At 59.3% G+C, this 21,349-nt stretch carries 20 protein-coding genes; 13 read left to right on the top strand and 7 right to left on the bottom strand.

Features of this window, described 5'->3' with window-relative positions; genetic code table 11:
* The first annotated feature begins 3 nt into the window (after nucleotides 1-3).
* From EYD00_RS19160 to ehuA, 10 genes are all read left to right on the top strand, one after another.
* Nucleotides 4-1,407: an aspartate aminotransferase family protein gene (locus EYD00_RS19160; RefSeq protein ID WP_022563371.1), complete on the top strand. Its 1,404-nt coding sequence runs from the start codon at nucleotides 4-6 to the stop codon at nucleotides 1,405-1,407.
* 169 nt (nucleotides 1,408-1,576) lie between these two features.
* Nucleotides 1,577-3,025 (top strand): MocR-like ectoine utilization transcription factor EhuR, encoded by a 1,449-nt coding sequence (ehuR, locus tag EYD00_RS19155; RefSeq protein ID WP_034500175.1) that lies wholly within the window; start codon nucleotides 1,577-1,579, stop codon nucleotides 3,023-3,025.
* A 68-nt stretch (nucleotides 3,026-3,093) separates the two neighbouring features.
* Entirely contained in the window at nucleotides 3,094-4,113 is a 1,020-nt protein-coding gene (gene eutB, locus EYD00_RS19150) for a hydroxyectoine utilization dehydratase EutB (RefSeq protein WP_022563369.1), read from the top strand.
* Complete coding sequence (eutC, locus tag EYD00_RS19145) at nucleotides 4,110-5,123, top strand: ectoine utilization protein EutC (protein WP_022563368.1); 1,014 nt, start codon at nucleotides 4,110-4,112, stop codon at nucleotides 5,121-5,123. Before eutB ends, eutC begins: the two co-directional genes overlap by 4 nt.
* Nucleotides 5,120-6,298 (top strand): ectoine hydrolase DoeA, encoded by a 1,179-nt coding sequence (doeA, locus tag EYD00_RS19140; protein WP_022563367.1) that lies wholly within the window; start codon nucleotides 5,120-5,122, stop codon nucleotides 6,296-6,298. The genes eutC and doeA overlap by 4 nt, the downstream gene beginning before the upstream one ends.
* Nucleotides 6,299-6,302: 4 nt before the next feature.
* Nucleotides 6,303-7,316: a N(2)-acetyl-L-2,4-diaminobutanoate deacetylase DoeB gene (gene doeB / locus EYD00_RS19135; RefSeq protein WP_022563366.1), complete on the top strand. Its 1,014-nt coding sequence runs from the start codon at nucleotides 6,303-6,305 to the stop codon at nucleotides 7,314-7,316.
* Between the two features lie 60 nt (nucleotides 7,317-7,376).
* Nucleotides 7,377-8,228, top strand: coding sequence for an ectoine/hydroxyectoine ABC transporter substrate-binding protein EhuB (ehuB, locus tag EYD00_RS19130; protein WP_022563365.1), 852 nt, complete (start codon nucleotides 7,377-7,379; stop codon nucleotides 8,226-8,228).
* A 60-nt stretch (nucleotides 8,229-8,288) separates the two neighbouring features.
* Nucleotides 8,289-8,954 carry an ectoine/hydroxyectoine ABC transporter permease subunit EhuC gene (gene ehuC / locus EYD00_RS19125; RefSeq protein ID WP_022563364.1) on the top strand — a complete coding sequence of 222 codons (666 nt, stop codon included), beginning with the start codon at nucleotides 8,289-8,291 and terminating at the stop codon, nucleotides 8,952-8,954.
* 12 nt (nucleotides 8,955-8,966) lie between these two features.
* Nucleotides 8,967-9,659 (top strand): ectoine/hydroxyectoine ABC transporter permease subunit EhuD, encoded by a 693-nt coding sequence (gene ehuD, locus EYD00_RS19120; protein ID WP_022563363.1) that lies wholly within the window; start codon nucleotides 8,967-8,969, stop codon nucleotides 9,657-9,659.
* Nucleotides 9,656-10,435 (top strand): ectoine/hydroxyectoine ABC transporter ATP-binding protein EhuA, encoded by a 780-nt coding sequence (gene ehuA, locus EYD00_RS19115; protein WP_006699965.1) that lies wholly within the window; start codon nucleotides 9,656-9,658, stop codon nucleotides 10,433-10,435. The genes ehuD and ehuA overlap by 4 nt, the downstream gene beginning before the upstream one ends.
* Before the next feature lie 184 nt (nucleotides 10,436-10,619).
* Here ehuA and EYD00_RS19110 read toward each other — a convergent pair whose 3' ends face one another.
* Nucleotides 10,620-11,660, bottom strand: coding sequence for a LacI family DNA-binding transcriptional regulator (locus tag EYD00_RS19110; protein ID WP_034500172.1), 1,041 nt, complete (start codon nucleotides 11,658-11,660; stop codon nucleotides 10,620-10,622).
* On the bottom strand, nucleotides 11,657-11,938 hold the full coding sequence (locus EYD00_RS19105) for a hypothetical protein (RefSeq protein WP_131258907.1): 282 nt from the start codon (nucleotides 11,936-11,938) through the stop codon (nucleotides 11,657-11,659). Before EYD00_RS19105 ends, EYD00_RS19110 begins: the two co-directional genes overlap by 4 nt.
* Between EYD00_RS19105 and EYD00_RS19100 the strand changes: the two genes are divergently transcribed.
* The 3 genes from EYD00_RS19100 to EYD00_RS19090 all read left to right on the top strand — a co-directional run bounded on the left by EYD00_RS19100 (nucleotide 11,925) and on the right by EYD00_RS19090 (nucleotide 15,193).
* Nucleotides 11,925-12,827, top strand: a complete 903-nt coding sequence (locus tag EYD00_RS19100) for a sugar phosphate isomerase/epimerase family protein (RefSeq protein ID WP_022563360.1) — start codon at nucleotides 11,925-11,927, stop codon at nucleotides 12,825-12,827. The genes EYD00_RS19105 and EYD00_RS19100 overlap by 14 nt on opposite strands.
* 81 nt (nucleotides 12,828-12,908) lie before the next feature.
* A complete protein-coding gene (locus EYD00_RS19095; RefSeq protein ID WP_004437438.1) occupies nucleotides 12,909-14,081 on the top strand; it encodes a Gfo/Idh/MocA family protein in 1,173 nt (390 codons plus the stop codon).
* 182 nt (nucleotides 14,082-14,263) lie between these two features.
* Nucleotides 14,264-15,193 carry a sugar phosphate isomerase/epimerase family protein gene (locus EYD00_RS19090; protein WP_022563358.1) on the top strand — a complete coding sequence of 310 codons (930 nt, stop codon included), beginning with the start codon at nucleotides 14,264-14,266 and terminating at the stop codon, nucleotides 15,191-15,193.
* A 176-nt stretch (nucleotides 15,194-15,369) separates the two neighbouring features.
* Here EYD00_RS19090 and EYD00_RS19085 read toward each other — a convergent pair whose 3' ends face one another.
* The 5 genes from EYD00_RS19085 to EYD00_RS19065 form a co-directional block, all read right to left on the bottom strand.
* Complete coding sequence (locus tag EYD00_RS19085; protein WP_034500166.1) at nucleotides 15,370-15,732, bottom strand: hypothetical protein; 363 nt, start codon at nucleotides 15,730-15,732, stop codon at nucleotides 15,370-15,372.
* A gap of 259 nt (nucleotides 15,733-15,991) precedes the next feature.
* On the bottom strand, nucleotides 15,992-17,416 hold the full coding sequence (locus EYD00_RS19080) for an amidase (protein ID WP_022563356.1): 1,425 nt from the start codon (nucleotides 17,414-17,416) through the stop codon (nucleotides 15,992-15,994).
* A 10-nt stretch (nucleotides 17,417-17,426) separates the two neighbouring features.
* On the bottom strand, nucleotides 17,427-18,557 hold the full coding sequence (locus tag EYD00_RS19075; protein ID WP_034500163.1) for a M20/M25/M40 family metallo-hydrolase: 1,131 nt from the start codon (nucleotides 18,555-18,557) through the stop codon (nucleotides 17,427-17,429).
* 81 nt (nucleotides 18,558-18,638) lie between these two features.
* Nucleotides 18,639-19,799, bottom strand: coding sequence for a M20 aminoacylase family protein (locus EYD00_RS19070; RefSeq protein WP_004437426.1), 1,161 nt, complete (start codon nucleotides 19,797-19,799; stop codon nucleotides 18,639-18,641).
* A gap of 32 nt (nucleotides 19,800-19,831) precedes the next feature.
* Nucleotides 19,832-21,334: a M81 family metallopeptidase gene (locus EYD00_RS19065; RefSeq protein WP_004437424.1), complete on the bottom strand. Its 1,503-nt coding sequence runs from the start codon at nucleotides 21,332-21,334 to the stop codon at nucleotides 19,832-19,834.
* Nucleotides 21,335-21,349: the final 15 nt, after the last annotated feature.

Raw genomic sequence — 21,349 nt, 5'->3', positions numbered from 1 at the left:
CCTATGACCATCGACATCAAAAATATCGCGGAAATGGATCGAAATGCGGTTCTGCACCCCTTCACGCAGCTGAAGGACTTCGCCAGCGGCAAGCTCGGGGAACCGACCATCGTTGAAACCGGCAAGGGCATCCGCATTCAGGACGCCCACGGCAAGCAGTTGATCGATGGCTTTGCCGGTCTTTATTGCGTCAATGTCGGTTACGGTCGCACCGAGGTGGCGGAAGCCATTTCCCGTCAGGCCTATCGGCTCGCCTATTATCATTCCTACGCCGCTCACACGACGGACGAACTGGCGATCCTGTCCGACCGGCTGGTGAAGATGGCTCCCGGCAAGATGAGCAAGGTGTTTTACGGCATGTCCGGCTCGGACGCCAACGAGACCCAGGCCAAGCTCGTCTGGTATTACAACAATCTGCGCGGCAAACCGGAGAAGAAGAAGATCATTTCCCGCGAGCGGGGATATCACGGCTGCAGCGTCGTTTCCGGTTCCATGACCGGCATGAGCTTTTATCATGACCACATGGACCTGCCGCGCGCTGGCGTGCTGCATACCGGCGTCCCCCACCATTATTGGGGCGCTGAAGCCGGTGAAACTGAACTGGAATTCTCAAAACGGCGCGCCGACGAACTGGAAGAGCTCATTCTGCGCGAAGGCCCCGACACAATCGGTGCCTTTATTGCTGAACCGGTGCTTGGCACGGGGGGTATCACGCCGCCGCCGGAAGGCTACTGGCCGGCGATACAGGATGTTCTCAGAAAATACGATGTCCTGTTGATCGCCGATGAGGTGATTACCGGCTTCGGGCGTACAGGCTCCATGTTCGGCTCACAACATTACGGCATCGAGCCGGATCTGATCACCGTCGCCAAAGGGCTGACATCAGCCTATTTCCCGCTCTCCGGCGCGATCGTAGGAGAGAAAGTCTACAAGGTGATGGAGGACGGCGCTGATCGCGTCGGCGCCTTCTCGCACGGCTACACCTATTCCGGACATCCCATCGGTGCGGCTGCGGCAAACGCCGTGCTTGATATCGTGGAAAAGGAAGACCTGCCGGGCAATGCACGGGCCGTCGGCAACTATTTTCAGGAGCAGTTGAAGGCAAGGTTCGCACAGCTTCCAATCGTCGGCGAGGTGCGTGGCGTGGGCCTGATGGGCGCCATCGAATTCGTGGCGGACCGGGAAAAGAAGACACGTTTTGCACCGGGGCTTGCGGTTGGTGCACGCGTTTCGAAGGCAGCACGCAATGGCGGCCTTATTGCGCGGGCCATGCCGCATGGCGATATTCTGGGCTTTGCACCGCCGCTCGTGACGACGAAGGCGGAGGTGGACGAGATCATCGCCATCGCCGAAGCCGCCGTCCGCAGCGTCATGGATGATCTGGTCCAGGCTGGCGAAAAAATCTGATCACCAGCCAGGCTTTTACCGGACCGGGAACTGCTCGTCTGGACAGCAGGGAGATGACAATTGCGCCTGTTTTGGATGCAATTGTCATCTACGCTGCATAAGGCTTCATCTTTTCACCGAACCGTGCATAATGTCATGAAATCATCTTCGTCTAAAACGAGACAATTTCATGCGCCGTCAAGCCAATCCGCTCAGCCTCGATCCGGTTCCCGCAACGAAACCGGTGGCATGGCGGCCAGTTCTCGCCAAGCAGAAGGGCGAAACGAAACATTCGGCACTGACCGAACGCATCATCGCCGATATCGACGCCGGCGTTCTGAAGCCGATGGACCGCATGCCGACGCACCGCGATCTGGCGCGTGAACTCGGACTGTCTGTCCAGACCGTCAGCCTCTCCTACAAGGAGGCCGAGCGGCTCGGCTATCTCAGCGGCGAAATCGGCCGAGGCACCTTCGTGAAGACACGGGTGACGGACCGGGCGGGCCGCATGATGCTCGACCACAGCCCGACTGAGGTCCTCGATCTCTCCATTATCCGCGGCGTCTATCTCGACAAGCATGAAAACGCCTCACGCGCCATCCTTCGTGAATTGGCCGATGGCGACAATTCGGGTTTCATGCGCCCCTGCCGGCCGGTGGCCGGCCTCGACAGCCATCGCGAAACCGCCCGAACCTGGCTCACCATGATGGGCGTGACCGCCGGTGCGGAGCGTATCCTCGTCACTAACGGCGCAGCCCACGGCATTTTCCTTGCCCTGAGCTGCATCATTCGATCGAACGACGTGGTTCTCTGCGAGAACCTCACGGACCACGGCATTATCGGCCTGTCGAACATTCTCGGTTTCAGCCTCAAGGGCCTGCCCACGGATGGCGAGGGCATATTGCCCGATGCGCTGGAGGCCGCGTGCGCAGCCGGTGGTGTGCGAGCGCTGGTGCTCATTCCGACCCTCAACAATCCCACCGGACATGTGTCGGGCCCGGCGCGACGGCAGGCGATCGCCGCGATCGCTGAACGCTATGGCATCTTCGTCATTGAAGACGAAGTCTATCGGCCGATCATCGAGGATGATTTGCCATCCATCACTGAAATGCTGCCTGATCTCGGCTTTTTCGTCACCAGCTTCACCAAAGCGGTCCTGACGGGGCTGCGCGTCGGCTATCTTGTCGTGCCGCCAGCCTACTCCATCCGCGCCGCGTCCATCCTGCGGGTATCGAGCTGGAGCGGAACCTATCTCACGGCCGAAATAGCGACGCGCTGGGTCGAAAACGGCACTGCCTTGCGGCTGCTGGATGTGCAGCGCGCCGAGGCACGGGCGCGGCAGAAAATTGCCGTGGATATCCTAGGCCAGCATATCGCCTCGACCCATCCCCTTTCCTTCTGCGCCTGGCTGAAGGTCCCGACGCGCTGGACGGAGGACGGCCTGGTGCGCGCGCTGACGAACCAGAATGTCGCGGTAACCCCATCAGAACCATTCATTGCCGGACCCGGCCACGGCGGCGGCATCCGCATATGCCTCGGCGGCCGCCTCAATCATGCAACCCTTATCAAAGCTCTGACCACGGTGCGGCAGACCTTCGAACAACTGCCGCCCGTCTACGATATCGGCTCGATCGGCTGAGGCTGTCGATCGAAAATCATTGAATCATTACAATATAATAATTGACATGATTTTACTTCGCTCACAACATGACAATCATGAAGAGCGAAAACCCGTCCATATCCGCCGAAAAAAGCCCGCTTCCGGTCTCGCTGGCCGCGATAGAGCAGGCGGCCGCGCGGCTTGCCGGACAGGTGGAGCGAACCCCGCTGGTCCGCTCGGACAATCTGTCCGAACGCTGTGGCCATCCCGTTCATCTGAAGCTTGAAACCCGTCAACCAATCGGCGCCTTCAAACTGCGCGGCGCGATGAATGCCATATTCTCGCTTGACGATGAGGCGCGCAAACGTGGCCTCGTCACCGCCTCGACAGGCAATCATGGCCGGGCGGTGGCCTATGCGGCAGAGAAACTCGGCATTCCCGCCACCATCTGCATGTCGGCGCTAGTGCCGACAAACAAGGTGGAGGCAATCCGCGCGCTTGGCGCCGACATCCGGATCGTCGGCAGATCACAGGATGACGCGCAGGAGGAAGTGGAGCGCCTGACCAGAAGCCATGGCCTGACCGCTATACCTCCGTTCGATCATAGCGACGTCGTGGCGGGCCAAGGCACGATTGGTCTCGAGGTTGTCGAGGACATGCCTGAACTGGCGACAATTCTCGTTCCGCTATCAGGCGGAGGCCTTGCGGGCGGTATCGCCGTTGCGGTGAAAGCGTTGAAGCCGAGGGCGCGGGTCGTCGGTATTTCCATGGAGCGGGGTGCGGCCATGCATGCGTCGGTTAAAGCCGGTCGCCCCGTCTCGGTCCAGGAGGAAGAAACGCTGGCGGATTCGCTCGGCGGCGGGATTGGACTGGCGAACCGTGTGACCTTTGCACTTTGCCAGGCATTGCTTGATGACATCGTGCTGGTTTCCGAAGACGAGATCGCAGCAGGCATCCGCCATGCGGCGCACGAGGAAGGCCTGACAGTGGAAGGCGCGGGCGCCGTTGGCTTCGCCGCCATCCTGTCGGGCAAGGTCAACATCAGCGGCCCGACCACGATCATCGTATCGGGCGGAAACATCGATCCGGCGCTCCACAAGACCATCATCGACAGGGGAGCCGCATGAGCCGCATCACCATCCTCACCGAAAAAGACCTGCGCGCCATCGTTAAGCTCGACCTTTCCGCGGTCAACTGCGTGGAGCAGGCCTTGGGCGCCCTTGCCACCAAAGCTGTCGCCATGCCGCCGATCCTCCGGCTCGATATTCCCGAATTTCGCGGCGAAGTGGATGTTAAGACTGCCTATGTGCCGGGTTTCGACGGCTTTGCCATCAAGGTCAGCCCCGGCTTCTTCGACAATCCGAGCCTTGGGCTACCGAGCCTCAATGGCCTGATGATCCTCTTCAGCGCGAGGACCGGGCTGGTGGAGGCCCTGCTTCTCGACAACGGTTATCTCACCGATGTGCGCACCGCTGCGGCTGGCGCAGTTGCGGCGCGGCACATGGCGCGAAAGGACGCGTCCGTCGCAACGATTTTCGGGGCGGGCATGCAGGCGCGTCTGCAGCTTGAGGCGTTGACGCTGGTACGCCCGATCAAATCCGTCCGGATCTGGGCTCGGAACCATGACAAGGCTGAAAAGCTCGCAAACGATTTTACCAGGGAACACGGCATCGAAGTTTCCGCGGTGGCCGATCCCCAGGCGGCCGTGCGGCGCGCAGACATCATCGTCACCACGACACCGGCCGAAAAGCCAATCCTGCTCGCCGACTGGCTGGAAGAAGGCCAGCATCTGACCGCGATGGGATCGGATGCCGAGCACAAGAACGAAATCGATCCGGCCGTATTCGCCAGAGTGCGCTATGTCGCGGACAGGCTTACGCAGACCCGCATTCTCGGCGAATTGCATCACGCGATTGCCGCGGGTTACGTCGAGCGGGATCAGTCCTTCGCGGAGCTTGGAGAGGTGATTGCCGGCAAGTCACAGGGCCGCCTCTCGAACGAAGACATCACCTTTGCCGATCTGACCGGCACCGGCGTGCAGGACACAGCCATCGCCAATCTCGCCTTTGCCCGCGCCAAAGACGCAGGCAGCGGACAAATCATCGAAAACAGCGTAAAAATGGGAGACGCAGCGTGAGTGTAACGCTGAACTTTACGCGCGAGGAATATGCCGCGCGCCTGGCTAAAACCCGGAAAGCCATGGAAAGTGCCGGTATCGACCTGCTTGTCGTCACCGACCCGTCCAACATGCATTGGCTGACGGGTTATGACGGCTGGTCCTTCTACGTCCACCAATGTGTGCTCGTGCCGCCTGATGGTGAGCCGATCTGGTACGGTCGCAAGCAGGATGCGAATGGAGCCAAGCGCACGGCATACCTCGCCCATGACAATATCATCGGCTATCCCGATCACTATGTTCAATCGACCGAACGGCACCCGATGGACCTGTTGTCTGAGATCATCGAGGAACGGGGCTGGTCAGGCCTGGCGGTCGGTGTCGAAATGGACAATTATTATTTCTCGGCAGCAGCCTTCGCATCGCTGCAGAAACATCTGCCAAACGCACGTTTCAAGGACGCCGCCGGCCTCGTGAACTGGCAGCGTGCTGTCAAAAGCCCGACCGAGCTCGACTATATGCGCAAGGCCGGCAAGATCGTCGAACTGATGCACAAGCGTATCGTCGACGTCGTTGAACCGGGTATGCGCAAGTGCGATCTCGTGGCAGAGATATACGATGCCGGCATTCGGGGCACCGCAGAATTCGGCGGCGACTATCCCGCCATCGTGCCGCTCCTTCCTTCCGGTGCCGACGCCTCCGCCCCGCACCTGACGTGGGACGACAAGCCAATGCGCTCAGGCGAAGGCACCTTCTTCGAAATCGCCGGCGCGTACCGTCGTTATCATTGCCCGCTGTCACGCACTGTCTTTCTCGGCAAACCGACACAGGCATTCCTTGACGCAGAGAAAGCAACGCTCGAGGGCATGGAGGCCGGTCTTTCCGCAGCCAAGCCCGGCAATACCTGCGAAGACATCGCCAATGCCTTTTTTGCCGTGTTGAAAAAATACGGGATCATCAAGGACAACCGCACCGGCTATCCGATCGGACTTTCTTATCCGCCTGATTGGGGCGAGCGGACCATGAGCCTTCGCCCCGGCGACCGCACGGAGCTGAAACCCGGCATGACGTTCCATTTCATGACCGGCCTGTGGCTGGAGGACATGGGGCTCGAAATCACCGAGAGCATCGCGATTACCGACACCGGTGTCGAATGCCTTTCCAATGTACCGCGGCAACTCTTCGTGAAGGGCTGAGACGATGTTGAAGACCGCGCTTCGCCCCTCCCCGATCACGCCCTCCGTCGATTTCTACGGCAAGGGCGTGCAACACGGTCATCTGCGGCTGCCCTACAGCCGCGATGACAGTGCCTGGGGCTCGGTGATGATCCCGATCTGCGTTATCGCCAATGGTGAGGGGCCGACCGCCCTTTTGACCGGCGCTAATCACGGCGATGAATATGAGGGGCCGGCGGCGCTTTTCGAACTCGCCCAGACGCTCGACCCGGCCGAAGTGAAAGGCCGCATCATCATTGTCCCAGCGCTCAACTACCCGGCCTTTCGCGCAGGTACACGCACCTCACCCATCGACCGGGGAAACCTCAATCGCAGCTTTCCCGGTCGCCCTGACGGTACCGTGACGGAGAAGATTGCCGACTACGTCACCCGTCATCTGATACCGCTCGCGGATATCGTTCTCGATTTTCATTCCGGCGGCAGGACGCTTGATTTCCTGCCCTATGCAGCGGCTCACGAGTTGCCCGATAAAACTCAGGAAAGCCGTTGCTTTGATGCCGTGGCCGCTTTTGCTGCCCCCTATTCGATGAAGATGCTGGAAATCGACGCCGTCGGCATGCTGGACACGACCGTCGAGGAAATGGGCAAGGTCTTTGTCACCACCGAACTCGGCGGCGCCGGCACGGCGAGCGCGAAATCGATCGATATCGCCCGCAGGGGCACCATCAATCTGCTGCGACATGCAGGCATATTGGCCGGTTCGCCCGTTGCCGCGCCAAGCCGTTGGCTGGATATGCCCTCCAGCGACTGCTTCACCTTTGCCGAAGACGACGGTCTCGTAGCCTTTGTCCGCGATCTGGGAGACGCGGTCACGGTTGGTGAGACAATCGCACGGGTTTATCCCATCGGGAAAACCGGCCTCGCACCGGTCGATTACCGCGCCTCCATGTCAGGGCTGCTTGCCGCGCGCCACGTACCCGGCCTCATCAAGGCTGGAGACTGCCTTTCCGTCATCGCCACGGTCACGGAGAATACCTAGCCACCAGAACACCGTGAGATCCGAAAACGGACCACGCAACCCAACCAGAGGAGTTAGAACATGAAGATCACCAAATTCGCCGGCCTTTCCGCCCTCGCCCTTACCATTGGCGTGACGTCAGCCAGCGCGCTGACCGTCGAAGAAGTCAAAAGCCAGGGCTACATTCGCGCCGCCACGGCCAATGAGGTGCCCTATTCCTATATGCAGCCCGACGGCACCTCCGCCGGCATCGGTCCGGATGTGGCCAATGCCGTTCTGAAATCCATGGGCATCGAAGAGGTCAACTGGACGGTGACGCCCTTTGGCACGCTGATCCCCGGCCTTAAAGCCCGTCGCTTCGATTTTGCGGCCGCGGAACAGAACATCTCACCCGAGCGCTGCAAGCAGGTTGCCTTTACCGAGCCGAACTCGTCCTATGGCGAAGGCCTGCTGGTGAAGAAAGGTAATCCGAAAAAGCTGACCACCTACGCCGATATCGCAAAGGACCCTTCGTTGAAGGTGGCCGTCGTGTCGGGCGCGAACAATGTCGACTTCCTGCGCGCCGTTGGCGTCAAGGAAGAACAGATCGTCTTCATCCCAGCCAATGCCGATGCCATCCCAACCGTGCAGAGCCGCGCCGACGCCTATGCGGCCACGGAGCTGACGGTTTCGGAACTCGCCAAGGATCAGGCGAACGTCGAGCAGGTGAAGCCTTTCACCGATCCGGTCGTGAAGGATGCGCCGGTGCGCAACTACGGTGGTTTCGCTTTCCGCCCGGAAGACAAGGAGTTGCGTGACGCCTTCAACGCTGCCCTCGTCGAATTCCGCAAGACGGACGACTACAAGAAAATCCTCGCCAAATACGGCCTCTCCGAACAGAGTATCGCGGCAGCGGCCGAAAAGAAGGTCGCCGATCTCTGCGCCGGCAAATAATGCCAGCCGGCGCCCGGGCATAACCGGGCGCCGTTCCTCGGGAATTCGGGAAAACTCCAGATGGACATGACTGCCTATCTGCCGATGTTGTGGCAAGGCGCCGTCGTCACCATGACGATTACGGTGGCAGCACTTGTCGTCGGCACCGTACTCGCTTTCTTCTTCGGCATTCTGCGCGTCGAGGGCGGACCCATCCTGTCGGCAATCGCGCTCTGTTATACGGAAGTGTTTCGCGGCACCTCGCTGCTGGTGCAGCTATTCTGGTTCTATTATGCCCTGCCGCTGGTCGGGTTGAGCTTCGATCCGATCACGACGGGGGTGCTGGTGCTTGCCGCCCATGCTGGCGGCTACGGCGCGGAAATCGTTCGCGGCGCGCTGTCCTCCGTCTCGGTGCAACAGCTGGAAGCCGCACGCGCACTGAACTTCACACGCATGCAGACGCTGTTTCGCATTTCGCTGCCGCAAGCTGTCGTTGAGATGATGCCGGCCTTCGGTAATCTCGCCATCGAGACGCTGAAGCTTTCTTCGCTTGTCTCGCTGATCTCGATTGCCGACCTCACCTTCGCGGCGCAGTCGATCCGCAACCTCACGCTCGATAGCGCCAGCATCTATTCGATTACGCTGCTTTGTTATTTCGCGATGTCGTTGATCCTGATGGTCCTCATCCGGGTGATCGAACGCTTCGTGCGCCGTGGCAACGTCTTCCCGCGCACGCGCCATTCGTAAGGATATCTTCTCATGATGTATGGTTACGAATGGGACACGACCACCTGGCTCACCTACACGACCTCCATCCTGCCCATCATTCTGATCGGCCTGACCGTGACGCTGAAGGCAGCCGCCGCCGGTTTTGCCATTGCGCTGGTTCTGGGACTTGTCTTTGCGCTGCTGCGCCGCAGCCGGGTAAAGATGATTTCCTGGCCGACTGCGCTGGTGGTCGAATTCCTGCGCGATACGCCGCTTCTGGTGCAGCTGTTCTTTCTTTATTACGTGCTTCCGGATTTCGGCATTGTCTTGCCCGCGTTTCTGACCGGCGCGCTGGCGCTCGGCCTGCAATATGCGGCCTATACTTCCGAGGTCTATCGCGGCGGCATAGAGGCGATACATCATGGCCAATGGGAAGCGGCGACCGCGCTTAACCTGACGCGCATGCAAACCTATCGTGATATCATCATTCCCCAGGCCATTCCGCGCATCGTTCCAGCCATGGGCAACTATCTCGTTGCCATGATCAAGGAAACGCCGGTGCTATCGGTCGTCACGGTTCTTGAGATGATGGGGCTTGCCAACATGATCGGCGAACGCACCTTCGAATATCTGGTGCCGCTGACGCTTGTCGGCCTGATCTTCCTCCTTCTGACCATAATCTGCTCGGCAGGCCTCAGCCGCCTGCAAAGGGCGCTCCCAAAAGCAGGAATACCCTTGCGATGACCAACACCACCAATCAGCCACTCATCGAATTTTCGGATGTCACGAAACGCTTCGGCATTCTGACGGTGCTCGACCAGTTCAATTTCAGCGTGGCGAAGGGTGAAAAAGTCACCCTCATCGGCCCTTCCGGCTCCGGCAAGTCGACGGTCCTGCGCATTCTCATGACACTCGAACCCTTCCAGGAGGGAAAACTGACGCTGGCTGACATGTCTTACCATGAGCCGGGAGGCAAGGGCCCCTTCATGGCCTCGGAAAAACACCTGCGCCAGATCCGCAACCACGTCGGCATGGTTTTCCAGAGCTTCAATCTCTTTCCGCATATGACCGTGCTGCGCAACATCGTGGAGGCGCCGGTGCGTGTTCTGGGTATCGCCCGTGGAGAGGCTGAGGCGCGTGCGATCGAACTATTGAAAATGGTGGGGCTTGCGGACAAGAAAGATCATTATCCGGTTCAGCTTTCCGGCGGACAACAGCAGCGTGTCGCCATCGCCCGCTCGCTCGCCATGCGCCCGCGTGTATTGCTTTTCGATGAGCCGACCTCGGCGCTGGACCCGCAGCTGGTGGGCGAAGTGCTCTCCGTCATCCGCGATCTCGCGCATGAGCACGATCTGACGATGCTGCTTGTCACCCACGAAATGCGCTTTGCCCGTGAGGTATCGGACAGGGTCTGCTTCTTCGACAAGGGGCGCATCTGCGAACAGGGAAAGCCGGAGGAAATTTTTGGAGAGCCGAAAGAAGAGCGGACCCGCGAGTTTCTCTCTTCGGTTCTGCGGTAAGCATGGTTGCCCATAAAAAGCCGACTACGAAAAGCGTCCGCGTTCTCGCACCGTGCCACCAACCGCTGCCATTCTTCACCACTTATCGTAACAGGCGCGCGCACCACCGGTCTTTGTGTGGAGTGGCTTTTCCAATCGGTAATTTCACGCGGTTCGGGGATTTTGAATTCCCGTCACCCTGCGATCATGTCCAGATGCTTTCCGGCGTCAGGATTTCAAAGGGTACGATCCGCTGTTCGACGGAAGACGAATCCGCGTTCTCGATGCGCCGCAACATCACGTCGATCAATTGTTGCGGCATCCTGTCGAGGGGCAGTGGCAGCGAAGCGGTAATCAGCCCCTCATTCAAGCCCTTGCGCGTTTCCGGGCCGATATCGTTGCAGACGATCTTTATGCCGCGCTGTTTCTCCGCAGGCAGCTCCCTGAGCGCCCGCAAGACGCCCGATATGCCGCCGCCATTGACATATATCCCCCTGAGCCCTGGTTCGGCAGCAATGATGTCCCGAATGACGGCATAGGCATTTTCCGGCTCTTCATGGGTCAGCAGTGTTTCCGCTACCTGCAGTTCCGGCGTGTTCTCGCGCATGTAGGAGCGAAAACTAGCATCTGAAACATCCTGGCACTGATAACGGTTGCTGCCGATCAGGGGCACGACCACTCCCTCGCCTTTCACGGTCTGACTGAGGAACCAAGCGGCCGTCCGGCCGCGTTTCCAGCTGTCGGTTCCGACAAAACCCGCCCGGCTCGCCGCTGACAGATCGGACACATAGGTCACCACGGGAACACCTTTGCTCCGCAACTCATCAATGGCCTGGCTCACCAGCGGGTGATCGGCAGTCACAACCGCAATTGCGTTGCAGGACTGCCCCATCTTCAGGAGATTGGCGGAAACGGCCTCCGGTGAAAGATCGTCCTCAAAAACCACGTCCGGCTCGATGACGCTTTCCAGCCTCTGATGTGCGGCAGCGACGATCCCTTCTCCCCAAAGGCGGTAAAGCGGCCGGTGGGATTGCTGCAGCAGGAAGCCCAGCCTGTAATGTGGCAAGGCCTCGCGCCTTCGGTCCTTGATGGTGCCCAGACCATAAAACCCGATCTCCTGCGCCGCCTTGAGAATCTGATCGATCGTATCCTGACGTACGGCGCTCGAACCGTGCAGCAGCCGGTTGACAGTGGAGATGCTGACGCCCGCGGCTCTCGCAAGATCGGCAATGGTGGGTCGATTCATGGCGCCCTCAATCGTATCATTGATGAATGACATGAAATGATACGAAATGCAACGCCAAATGAAATATAAATTCCATTTCCGCGAAAATGAAAGATATAAATCGGCCTGTCATTCAGGCCCATCGGGAAGATGGGCGGGGAGGAAGCAATGGCATTTTTCAGGAAATCTTTCGCGATACGAACCGCGTCGCTTGTGATGGCGTCCATTGCCTTTGCGGCCATCCGCCCTCGCCATCCAGTCGAGACATAAGAAGGATCAAGATCGATGAAAATCGCCATCGACCCCCACATGCACCGTTTCACCAGCCTCGATGAGCTGCCCGCCAAAGTTAAGGAGCTCGGTTACGACTGGATCGAACTCAGCCCGCGCGCCGATTTCCTCGAATGGTTCAAGGCGCCGCGCGTGTTTCCCGAACGTATCAGGTCCTTCAAGAAGGCTTTGAAAGACGCCGATGTCGGCATCGCCGCGCTGCTGCCAATGTATCGCTGGGCCTCCAATGATGAAACCGAGCGGCAGGCAGCGGTCAAACACTGGAAACGCGCTATCGAGATCGCAATCGAACTTGAGGTCGACACGATGAACTCGGAGTTCGGCCGCGGACCGCATCCCGACAAGGGCTCATGTTATTGCTGCCATACGGGTTCGATGATCGAGGCCTGCGAGGATGCATGGTGGCGCTCGATGGAAGAGCTGGTACCGATCTTCGAGCGCGAGAACATCAGCCTGCATGTCGAGCCGCATCCGGAAGACTGGTGCGAAACGCTGCAGCCGGCGCTTGATATTATCCGCACGGTCAACTCCAGGAACGTCAAATTCCTCTATTGCGCGCCACACACCTTCTATTTCGGCGACGACACCAAGGCGATGCTTCGGGAAGCCAAGGACGTGCTGGCCCATGTGCATGTGGGCGACACCTTCAACCACAGGGCAAGTTCTGGGCTCCGCTACATTCTCAACCCGCCCGGTACACAGGCAAGGGTGCACCAGCACCTGAATATCGGTCAGGGCGAAGTGCCATGGGACGACTTCTTCGGCACGCTCGCTGAAATCGGTTTTGACGGCATCATGACCTCCTGCGTCTTCGCCTGGGAAGACAGGGCGGATGAATCGAGCCGGTTCATGCGCGCCAAGATGCAGGACTATATCGAGCTCTATTTCAAGAAATAACGCGAAAAACCGGTGCCGGTGCCCAGGCAGAACCTGCCTCTGGCTACGCCATTCGAAACATCCGACGGAAAGACGATCGACATGATCAATGGAGAAAGACTGATTTCGCGACCGCTGCGCTGGGCCATGGTGGGCGGCGGCCGCACGGGACAGGTAGGATACAAGCACCGCACCGGCGCTCTGCGCGATGGCAATTACCAGCTCGTCGCCGGTGCCTTCGACCTCGATGCCGAAATGGGCCGCGATTTCGGCGTCAATCTCGGCGTGGCGGCGGAACGCTGCTACCCGGATTACAGGGCACTGATAGCTGGCGAAACCGCGCGCAAAGACGGTATCGACGTCGTCTCCATCGCCACCCCCAACTTTACCCATTACGAGATCACCAAGGCCTGCCTTGAAGCCGGGCTGCACGTCATCTGCGAAAAACCGTTATTCTTCACCGTTGCAGAATGTGACGAGGTGGCGCGGCTGGCCGAACAGAAGGGACTGATCGTCGGCGTCACCTATGGCTATACCGGCCATCCGCTGGTGCACCAGATGGCGGCCATGGTCAAAAAGGGGATGCTGGGCGATATCCGCATCGTCGATCTGCAATATACCCACGGCTTCAATGCCGGCGACGATGTGGGCGCAGGCGAGGCCGTCAAATGGCGCACCAATCCCCGTACCGCTGGCCCGACCTTCGTGCTCGGCGATATCGGTACGCATCTCTATTATCTCTCGGAAATCGTGCTGCCGCACATGAAGGTGGAACGACTGCTGTGCGACCGGAAGGCCTTCATCCCGACGCGGGCGCCGCTGGAGGACCATGCGACGGTTCTCATGCATTATGATAATGGCGCACGCGGTCGTCTGTGGGTTTCTTCCGTCAATGCCGGCAATATGGGGTCGCAGCGTTACCGCTTCATAGGCTCCAGGGCGTCGCTTGAATGGTCAGATTCGCGTCCCGATCAGCTGATCTATCAGGTTCAGGGCGAGCCGGAGCGTATCCTGCATCACGGCATGCCGTATCTGGAAGAGGAGAGCCTTGCTATCGATCGTATGGGCGCGCTGCACACCGAAGGTCTCGGTGATAGCTGGTCGAACATTTACCTCTGGATCGCCCAGGCAATCGATGCGGCCAATCGCGGTGACAGGGCTTTTCTCAAGACCCATCACTATCCCGGCATCGCAGCCGGCACAGAAGGCGTTCGCTGGCTGGAAAACTGCGTTCGTTCGGCCGATGCCGGTGCCACCTGGGTCGATTTCGCATAATGGATTTAAGGGCATTCCAGATCAATCCTCCTCCGGCTGGGTCAGCCTTCAAGTGAGGATTTCACCATATTCACCAAACGGACAGCCGGCCCTCCATCGTTGCCCTGCAGGCTGCCATCAACCGCTGAGACGTTGCACCGGGCTAGAGAACAGTCCGATGCCGCTGCCGCCATGAGGAGCAAATGACCAACCCGATCACCATCACCACCGCTCCCTGCTGCTGGGGCGTCGACGACGTCAAGAACCCGCATCTTCCCCATTGGGAAAGGGTGCTGGACGAAGCGAAAGCAGCCGGTTTCGGCGGTCTGGAACTCGGCCCCTACGGTTATCTGCCGCTCGACCTCAGGCGCGTTTCGCAGGCGCTGGATGAACGAGGCCTCAAGATCGTCGCCGGCACCATCTTCGACGATCTGGTCTCACCCGGAAATCGCGACAATCTGCTACGCCAGACTGAGGAGATCTGCGCGCTGATAACGCGCCTGCCAAAGCCGGAAACCCATGCGGGCCAACGTTTTTCCGCGCCCTATCTGACGGTGATGGACTGGGGCCATGACGAGCGTGATTATGCCGCCGGACATTTTGACCGCGCGCCACGTCTCGATAAAACCGCCTGGCGGGGCATGGTCGAGAACATCCGGGCCATCGCAACGCTCGCCCGGGACAAATATGGCGTGCGCGCCACCTTACATCCCCATGCCGGCGGCTACATCGAGTTTGCCGATGAGTTGCAGCAGATCGTTGAGGACATTCCCGCAGATCTTGCGGGTCTCTGCCTCGATACCGGCCATATGGCCTATTCCGGCATGGACCCCGTCGCCACGTTGCGCCGCTATTGGGATCGCGTCGACTACATTCATTTCAAGGATATCGACCCCGCGGTCTTTCAGGAGGTGATGGCGGAGCGCATCCGCTTCTTCGAGGCCTGCGCCAAGGGCGTGATGTGTCCGATCGGCCGCGGCTCGATTGACTATCCAGCCATCCGCAGCCTCCTGACCGAACTTGGTTATGGCGGCTATATCACCATCGAACAGGAACGCGATCCGCGTAATACTGGCAGCATTCTCGATGATCTGGCAGCCAGCAGGGCATTTCTTGCAAAAAGCGGCTTCTGAACCCGAAGGACGCGGCCAGCGGCCGCGTCTCCCGTTTTCATACCATGGCTGCCTCAATCTTCAACGATCGTTCGATCATATGCGAGAGCCTTTGAAGCGAGAGACTATTCCCGCAACGCCAATATCTCGACGCCATGAAAGGCCGGGCTACCTGACGGCAGAGCCGGCTCTGTGAACTAAACCTCGACAGGCTCGCGGACATCATCCAGCAGAAAGTGCACGATCACATAAGGCGTGGTATATTTTTGACCGCTATCCGACACGCTTTCGACACTGCCGCCATCGGAGGGATGCCACTTCTGGTAATGGGGATTATTGGCGATCAGCGTAATGGCCTTGCCCGCAAACCTGCCGTTCAACCGATAGCGAGCCTCGGCAAGCGGCCAAATTTTCTCGAAGTCCTGCTGGCTGATACGAACTTTCAAAGCCTTCCTGGAAATGGTTTTTCCCGGCGATCCATCCTCATGTGCCACCGGTGGAATATGCAAGTCGACCTCTTCCGCATCGTCCAGCAGAAAGGCAAATTCATCTGGCCACATCCGTCTCACGTATCGCTCCTCCCAAAGCTTAGCGCCCCACAGCATTCCCATGATAGCGCCTCAGCCGCTACAGGCAATGACAGAGATTTGTTGTTGCGAACAGATGGAAGCCCGGGATGCAACAGAAACCATACTCATGGCTCTGCAATTGAACGCAGGACCCGGTCCAACGAGACGATATTACTTGCTACAAGCCGCATAAGCTATCCGTCTCAGACCGGCTCGCGCTTCAAAGAAAGCCCCGGAGCGCCAAAGGGGTTTACATGACCGCATCACCCGTCCGGATATCAGCTGACTGCTCATACGCCAGTGCAAATTCAAGGGTTGCCCGGTCACTGCGTGGTGGTCCCACCAGCTGTATACCAGTCGGCAACCCGTTAACCCCGAATCCCGCGGGAACGGCCGCCACGGGAAGTCCAGCCAGCGTGGGACCGATCACGACCTCCATCCAGCGATGATAGGTGTCCATGGCTTTTCCGTCGATTTCGGTCGGCCACGAGAGATCGATATCGAAAGGGAATACCTGTGCACTCGGCATCAAAATAAAATCGTACCGTTCAAACAATCTGCAGAGATACTGGTACCAGGCTGTCCGGACGACGGACGCATTAAAGATATCGGCGGCACTGCACGAAAGCGCGATGCCGAATTCGAACATCTGCTGCCGATTGAGAAGCGACCTTGTTTCGGGCTGGTCATAAAAGGCGCGCAGGCCATGAGTCACGCTGAAACTGCGCAATATCATCCACGCTTCCCAGAGCTTCGGCAGTTCGAAATCCGGCACGAGTTCATCGATATCGCAGCCCATGTTCGCCAGGACGGCGAGAGCCTTGCAATCAACATCCAGAACCCCGGGCTCAAAGGGAAGATATCCACCGAAATCACCAAACCAGGCGACTTTCATTCCCTGTGTCGTTGCAGGACCTCGGATTGCCAGACTTTCGTCCGCCAGGGATAGCGGGTCGCGCCGGTCATAACCTGCCTGTGTTGCGAGAAGCAAAGCGGCGTCCTCCACCGTCTTGCCCATGGGGCCTGAAGTGGCAAGCTGGCCAAGGAAAAGCTCGTTCCCTTTTGGGCCTGGAACCCTCCCAAAACTCGGCCGGAAGCCGACAACGTTGTTGAAGGCGGCAGGATTGCGCAGCGAGCCCATCATATCAGAGCCATCTGCGACCGGCAGCATCCGGCATGCGAGCGCCGCCGCCGCGCCACCGGAAGAACCGCCGGCGCTTCTGGTCCTGTCATAGGGGTTTCGGGTTGGGCCATGGACAGGGTTGGTCGTATGGGACCCAAGGCCAAATTCGGGCGTGTTGGTCTTGCCAATGAAAATCGCGCCGGTGGCGCGAACACGTTCCACATGGAGACTGTCGGCGGTGGAAACAAAATTGTCAAAGAGCGGCGACCCCCAGGAGCACGGCAGGCCCTGAACTTCGGAGAGATCTTTTACCGCCTGGGGGAACCCGTGCATCCATCCGCGCGAGCGCCCTTCCTCAAGTTCCCGGTCACAGGCGCGCGCCTCCTCCAGCAACTCTGTGCTTGGTCGACGAAAGACGATCGCATTCACGGCCGGATTGAGACTGTCGATGCGATCGAGATAGGCTTCCATCACGGAGAGGCAGGAAACCTGCCGCAGGTGGATTGCCCTGGAAAGCGCGGCTGCGGAGAGCCGGGTGATGTCGCCTGTCATTACTCTGTCCTCAATCCAGCGTCGCCAGAAGACCGGCCATCAGCCTGCCGCGATCAATCAGGCTGTCAATTTCGATGTGCTCTTCGAGGGTGTGATAACCTGCGCCACGCAGCCCCAGGCCACAGAGCGTGGCAATGCCGAGCGCGCCCGTAAAATTGCCGTCGGAACCGCCGCCTGAACTGCCGTGGGGAAGGCAAACCCCAAGACTGTCGGCAAGCAAACGAGCCTTTTCGTAAAGCGCCATGGTTTCCGGACGGTCCGGTGGCCAGACGGGTCTGGTGACGCCGCAGGTGACCGAGAACTCCACCTCGTTTTCCACCCCTGACAAATTAAGCATTCGGGCGACACCGGACGCGAGATCGTCATCGGTTTTCGCCATGGACAGTGCCTCGGCCGTGCACAGCGAAGAGACACAATTGACCCATTGCCCGCCATGCATGACGCCAACGGAAAAAGTGCAGTCGTCGTCGCTCATTTCATCTATCTCAATTACCCTGCGGGCCATTTCACGAATTGCAGACCGGCCGGATTTCGGCGATACGCCGGCATGCGAGGGTGTGCCACGGGCCATCAGGTTGTAGCGGGCGATGGCATAGCGACCGGTGACCACGCCGTTCTCCTCCCGTGCCGGTTCGGGAACCAGCACGTATTTGTTACGCCGGGCCTCAGCCTCGATCAGGTCCCGCGTTGAGGGTGTGCCGATCTCTTCGTCGGGGGTCAGCAAGACGGTGACCGGCAGGCGGGTGCCGATGCCCGTGTTCAGAAGCTGCCTCATTGCTTCCAGTACCAGAAAATTGCCACCCTTCATGTCGAGTATGCCCGGGCCGTAGGCACGTGTATTCTCGATACGAAACGGGAGTTCTTTCAGCGTGCCAACCGGGTGAACCGTATCGAGATGACCGGAGACGAGAATTCCAGGCGTGCCGTGCTTGTCGCCAAAACGCGCACGCAGGCTGCCGCCAAGTCCCTTACGGCCGGGGATTCGTTCTATTGTGGCACCGATCGTTGCGAAATCGGTGGCAGCAAGATCCATCATGCGATCCACGGCTGCAGCATCGAATGTCGGGCTTTCGCATTCTATCCAGGGCCTGAGACGCTTCAGCATGGCGTCTATATCAAGGGGAAGTTTGGTGAAATCCATAATAGGGGGCTCGTTTCATCGTGACGGGACGCCCGCGCTCAAGGGAGGGAGCAATCCCGATCTTGTGGCAGGGCATGGGCGTCAGGCGGCCAGACGTTTTTCGACGACACGCGCCAGAAGGCTCGCACCAACCGGCAGAATATTGTCATCCAGAACAAAGCCCGGATTGTGCAGCTGTACCGATCCGGCATGGCCAACGGTGCAGTAGACGCCGGGCACCTTGTAGAGCATATCGGCAAAGTCCTCGCTGCCCATGACAGGCTCGTCCTTCGTATAGACAAGATCTGCACCCACGATGTCGCGGGCGGCATCAGCGAAGCCCTCTACAAGTTCTTCCGTATTGATGAGGACGTCGAAAACATTGCGAATGTCTGTTACAATTTCGACTTCGAAAGACGCGGCAAGGCCGGCTGCGATGGTGCGCATACGCTCACGGATCTGTTCATTCACCTCGCGGTCGAGATAACGCACCGTGCCGGAGACTGTCGCCTCTTCCGGAACGACATTATAGGCGGAGCCGGCATGAATCTGCGTGACCGACACCACGGCTGACCGAAGTGGAGAAATGTTGCGCGACACGATCGATTGCAGAGCCGAGACCAGGTGAGTTGCGACAATGACGGGATCCTTCGACCCTTCGGGACGCGCACCGTGGCTGCCGCGTCCCTTGATGTGAAAATCGAAGAAATCAGCGCCGGCCATTGCGGTGCCCGGCTTGATGCCGATCTTGTTCGGCTCCTCGTTCGGCATATTGTGCAACCCGTAGAGCTCGTCACAGGGGAAACGTTCAAACAGGCCGTCTGCAAGCATGGCGCGAGCCCCTCCGCAGCCTTCTTCGCCGGGCTGAAAAATGAATACGGCCGTGCCGGCAAAATTGCGGGTTTCGGCGAGGTATCGCGCGGCACCAAGTAACATGGTCGTGTGACCGTCATGGCCGCAGCCGTGGAAGCGGTTCGCGATTTTCGACGAGTAAGGCAGGTTGGTACGCTCCTCCATCGGCAGCGCGTCCATGTCGGCACGCAGGCCGATGGTACGCCCCCTCCCCTTAGCCCCCTTCAAAACGCCGACAACGCCGGTCTTGCCGATGCCGCGATGCACCTCGATGCCGTAGCTCACCAGCTTGTCGGCAACGATGGCGGAAGTTCGTATCTCCTCAAAACCGATTTCCGGATGACCGTGAATATCACGGCGAAGGGCAGTCATTTCATCGTGCCAGGCGGCAATTTTCTCGATAACGGGCATTGCTGTATCCTTGAATTCAAAAAAGTGACGGATCAGGAGAGGGCGGCAGAGAGAGGGGAGAGGCGGACGCCCGGGCGAAGCCTCCTCCATGGAAGGGCAGCCGGGTCAACGGCCATTGGACCGGGTGCGGCACAAACGAGAATTGTCTCGGCAAACGGTTCGAAATCTGCGCGGAAGTGCACCGAGCTCTTGTTGACGAGAATGCTCGACGTTTCCGGCTCAATGCCGAGATAACGGAACAGGCCGCGGTCGGCCATCTGCACCTTGTGAGAGGCTACGGCTACGCGAACGCCACCGATCCTGAGGCACGCTGAAGGTCCAAGCCGCATCAGGGTGTCGCCGTAGTAGGGACCGGTGACGCGTGTCAACCCGTCGGACAATGCTTCGACGATGAACTCGGCCTCAAGCGGCTCGTCACCGGGAATGCCGGATTTTCCACCGAGCGCGATGCGGATCGTTGCGCCGACGCCTGCTGCCTGTGCTGCCAGCGCAGCCTCAGGGTCATAGAGCAGGCCAAGTGCTGCGTTCTGTGCACCGTTGTCGATGAGAGCCCGCAGCATTCCGGTCGTATCGGAATCGCCACCGGCCCCGGGATTGTCCTGAGTATCCGCAAGCACGACAGGCTTTGCGGCGTTTGCGGCAAGACGTATTGCCTCCTTTACGCCCTCATCAGCGCTGTAGACGCGCCCGGCAAAGGCGGGCTCGCTGGCGTCGATCAGGGCCTTCAGCTCGTCGGCGGCAAGATCAGCTGCTTCCTGCGTCGTTCCATAGGAGAGAACAGTCGCACCGCAATCGTTGAAATCGGCAGCCGGGAAGCCGGGAAAGAAGGAGAGTGAGACAATTGTTTTCTCTTCCTCCAGTCCTGCGAGGCGGGCGTAGATGGATTGCGCCGGCTCCATCTCAGTACATTGCCACGATATGGGGATCAGATAGTCGATCTGACAATAGGACTTCGCAAAACGCTCACCATCCATCAGGCGGTCAAGCAAACCCGCGGCACGTTTGCCAGTCAGGGCCATGTCCACATGCGGATAGGTGCGGTAGCCGATCATGACATCGGCGTCGTCGACCGACCGCCTGGTTATGTTGCCGTGCAGGTCGAGACTGACAGCGACGGGGATGTCGTGGCCGACTGCGCTTTTGATGCGGGCGAGAAGTTCGCCCTCGCCATCGTCCAGATGTTCACAGACCATGGCTCCATGAAGATCGAGGTAGATTCCGTCGACGGGCAGCGCTGCCACGATGCCGGCAACGATCTCACCGGCAATGCGCTCGAAAGCATCCTCGGTAACATGAGCAGAAGGAACGGCGCTTGCCCGCAGTATAGGAACAACTTCCCAGTTTGCTTGCCGGGCGTAATCGAGCGCGCCCTCGATACCGGTATTTGCGCCCCGGACGAGAGCGATCATCTCCTCGCCGCGGCAGAGCGGCAGATGGCCGGATCCCTTCAGAAAGGCGTCATAAGTGGCTTTGGTGGGAGCAAATGTATTGGTCTCATGAATGAAACCGGCAAAGGCGACACGCCGGGACGTCATCGGTCATTCTCCTGG

It is taken from the genome of Agrobacterium sp. 33MFTa1.1 (assembly GCF_004328495.1).
Lineage (GTDB): Bacteria > Pseudomonadota > Alphaproteobacteria > Rhizobiales > Rhizobiaceae > Agrobacterium > Agrobacterium pusense.
Note: the sequence above shows the minus strand (reverse complement) of the source record. Positions and strands in the feature narration are given on the sequence as shown.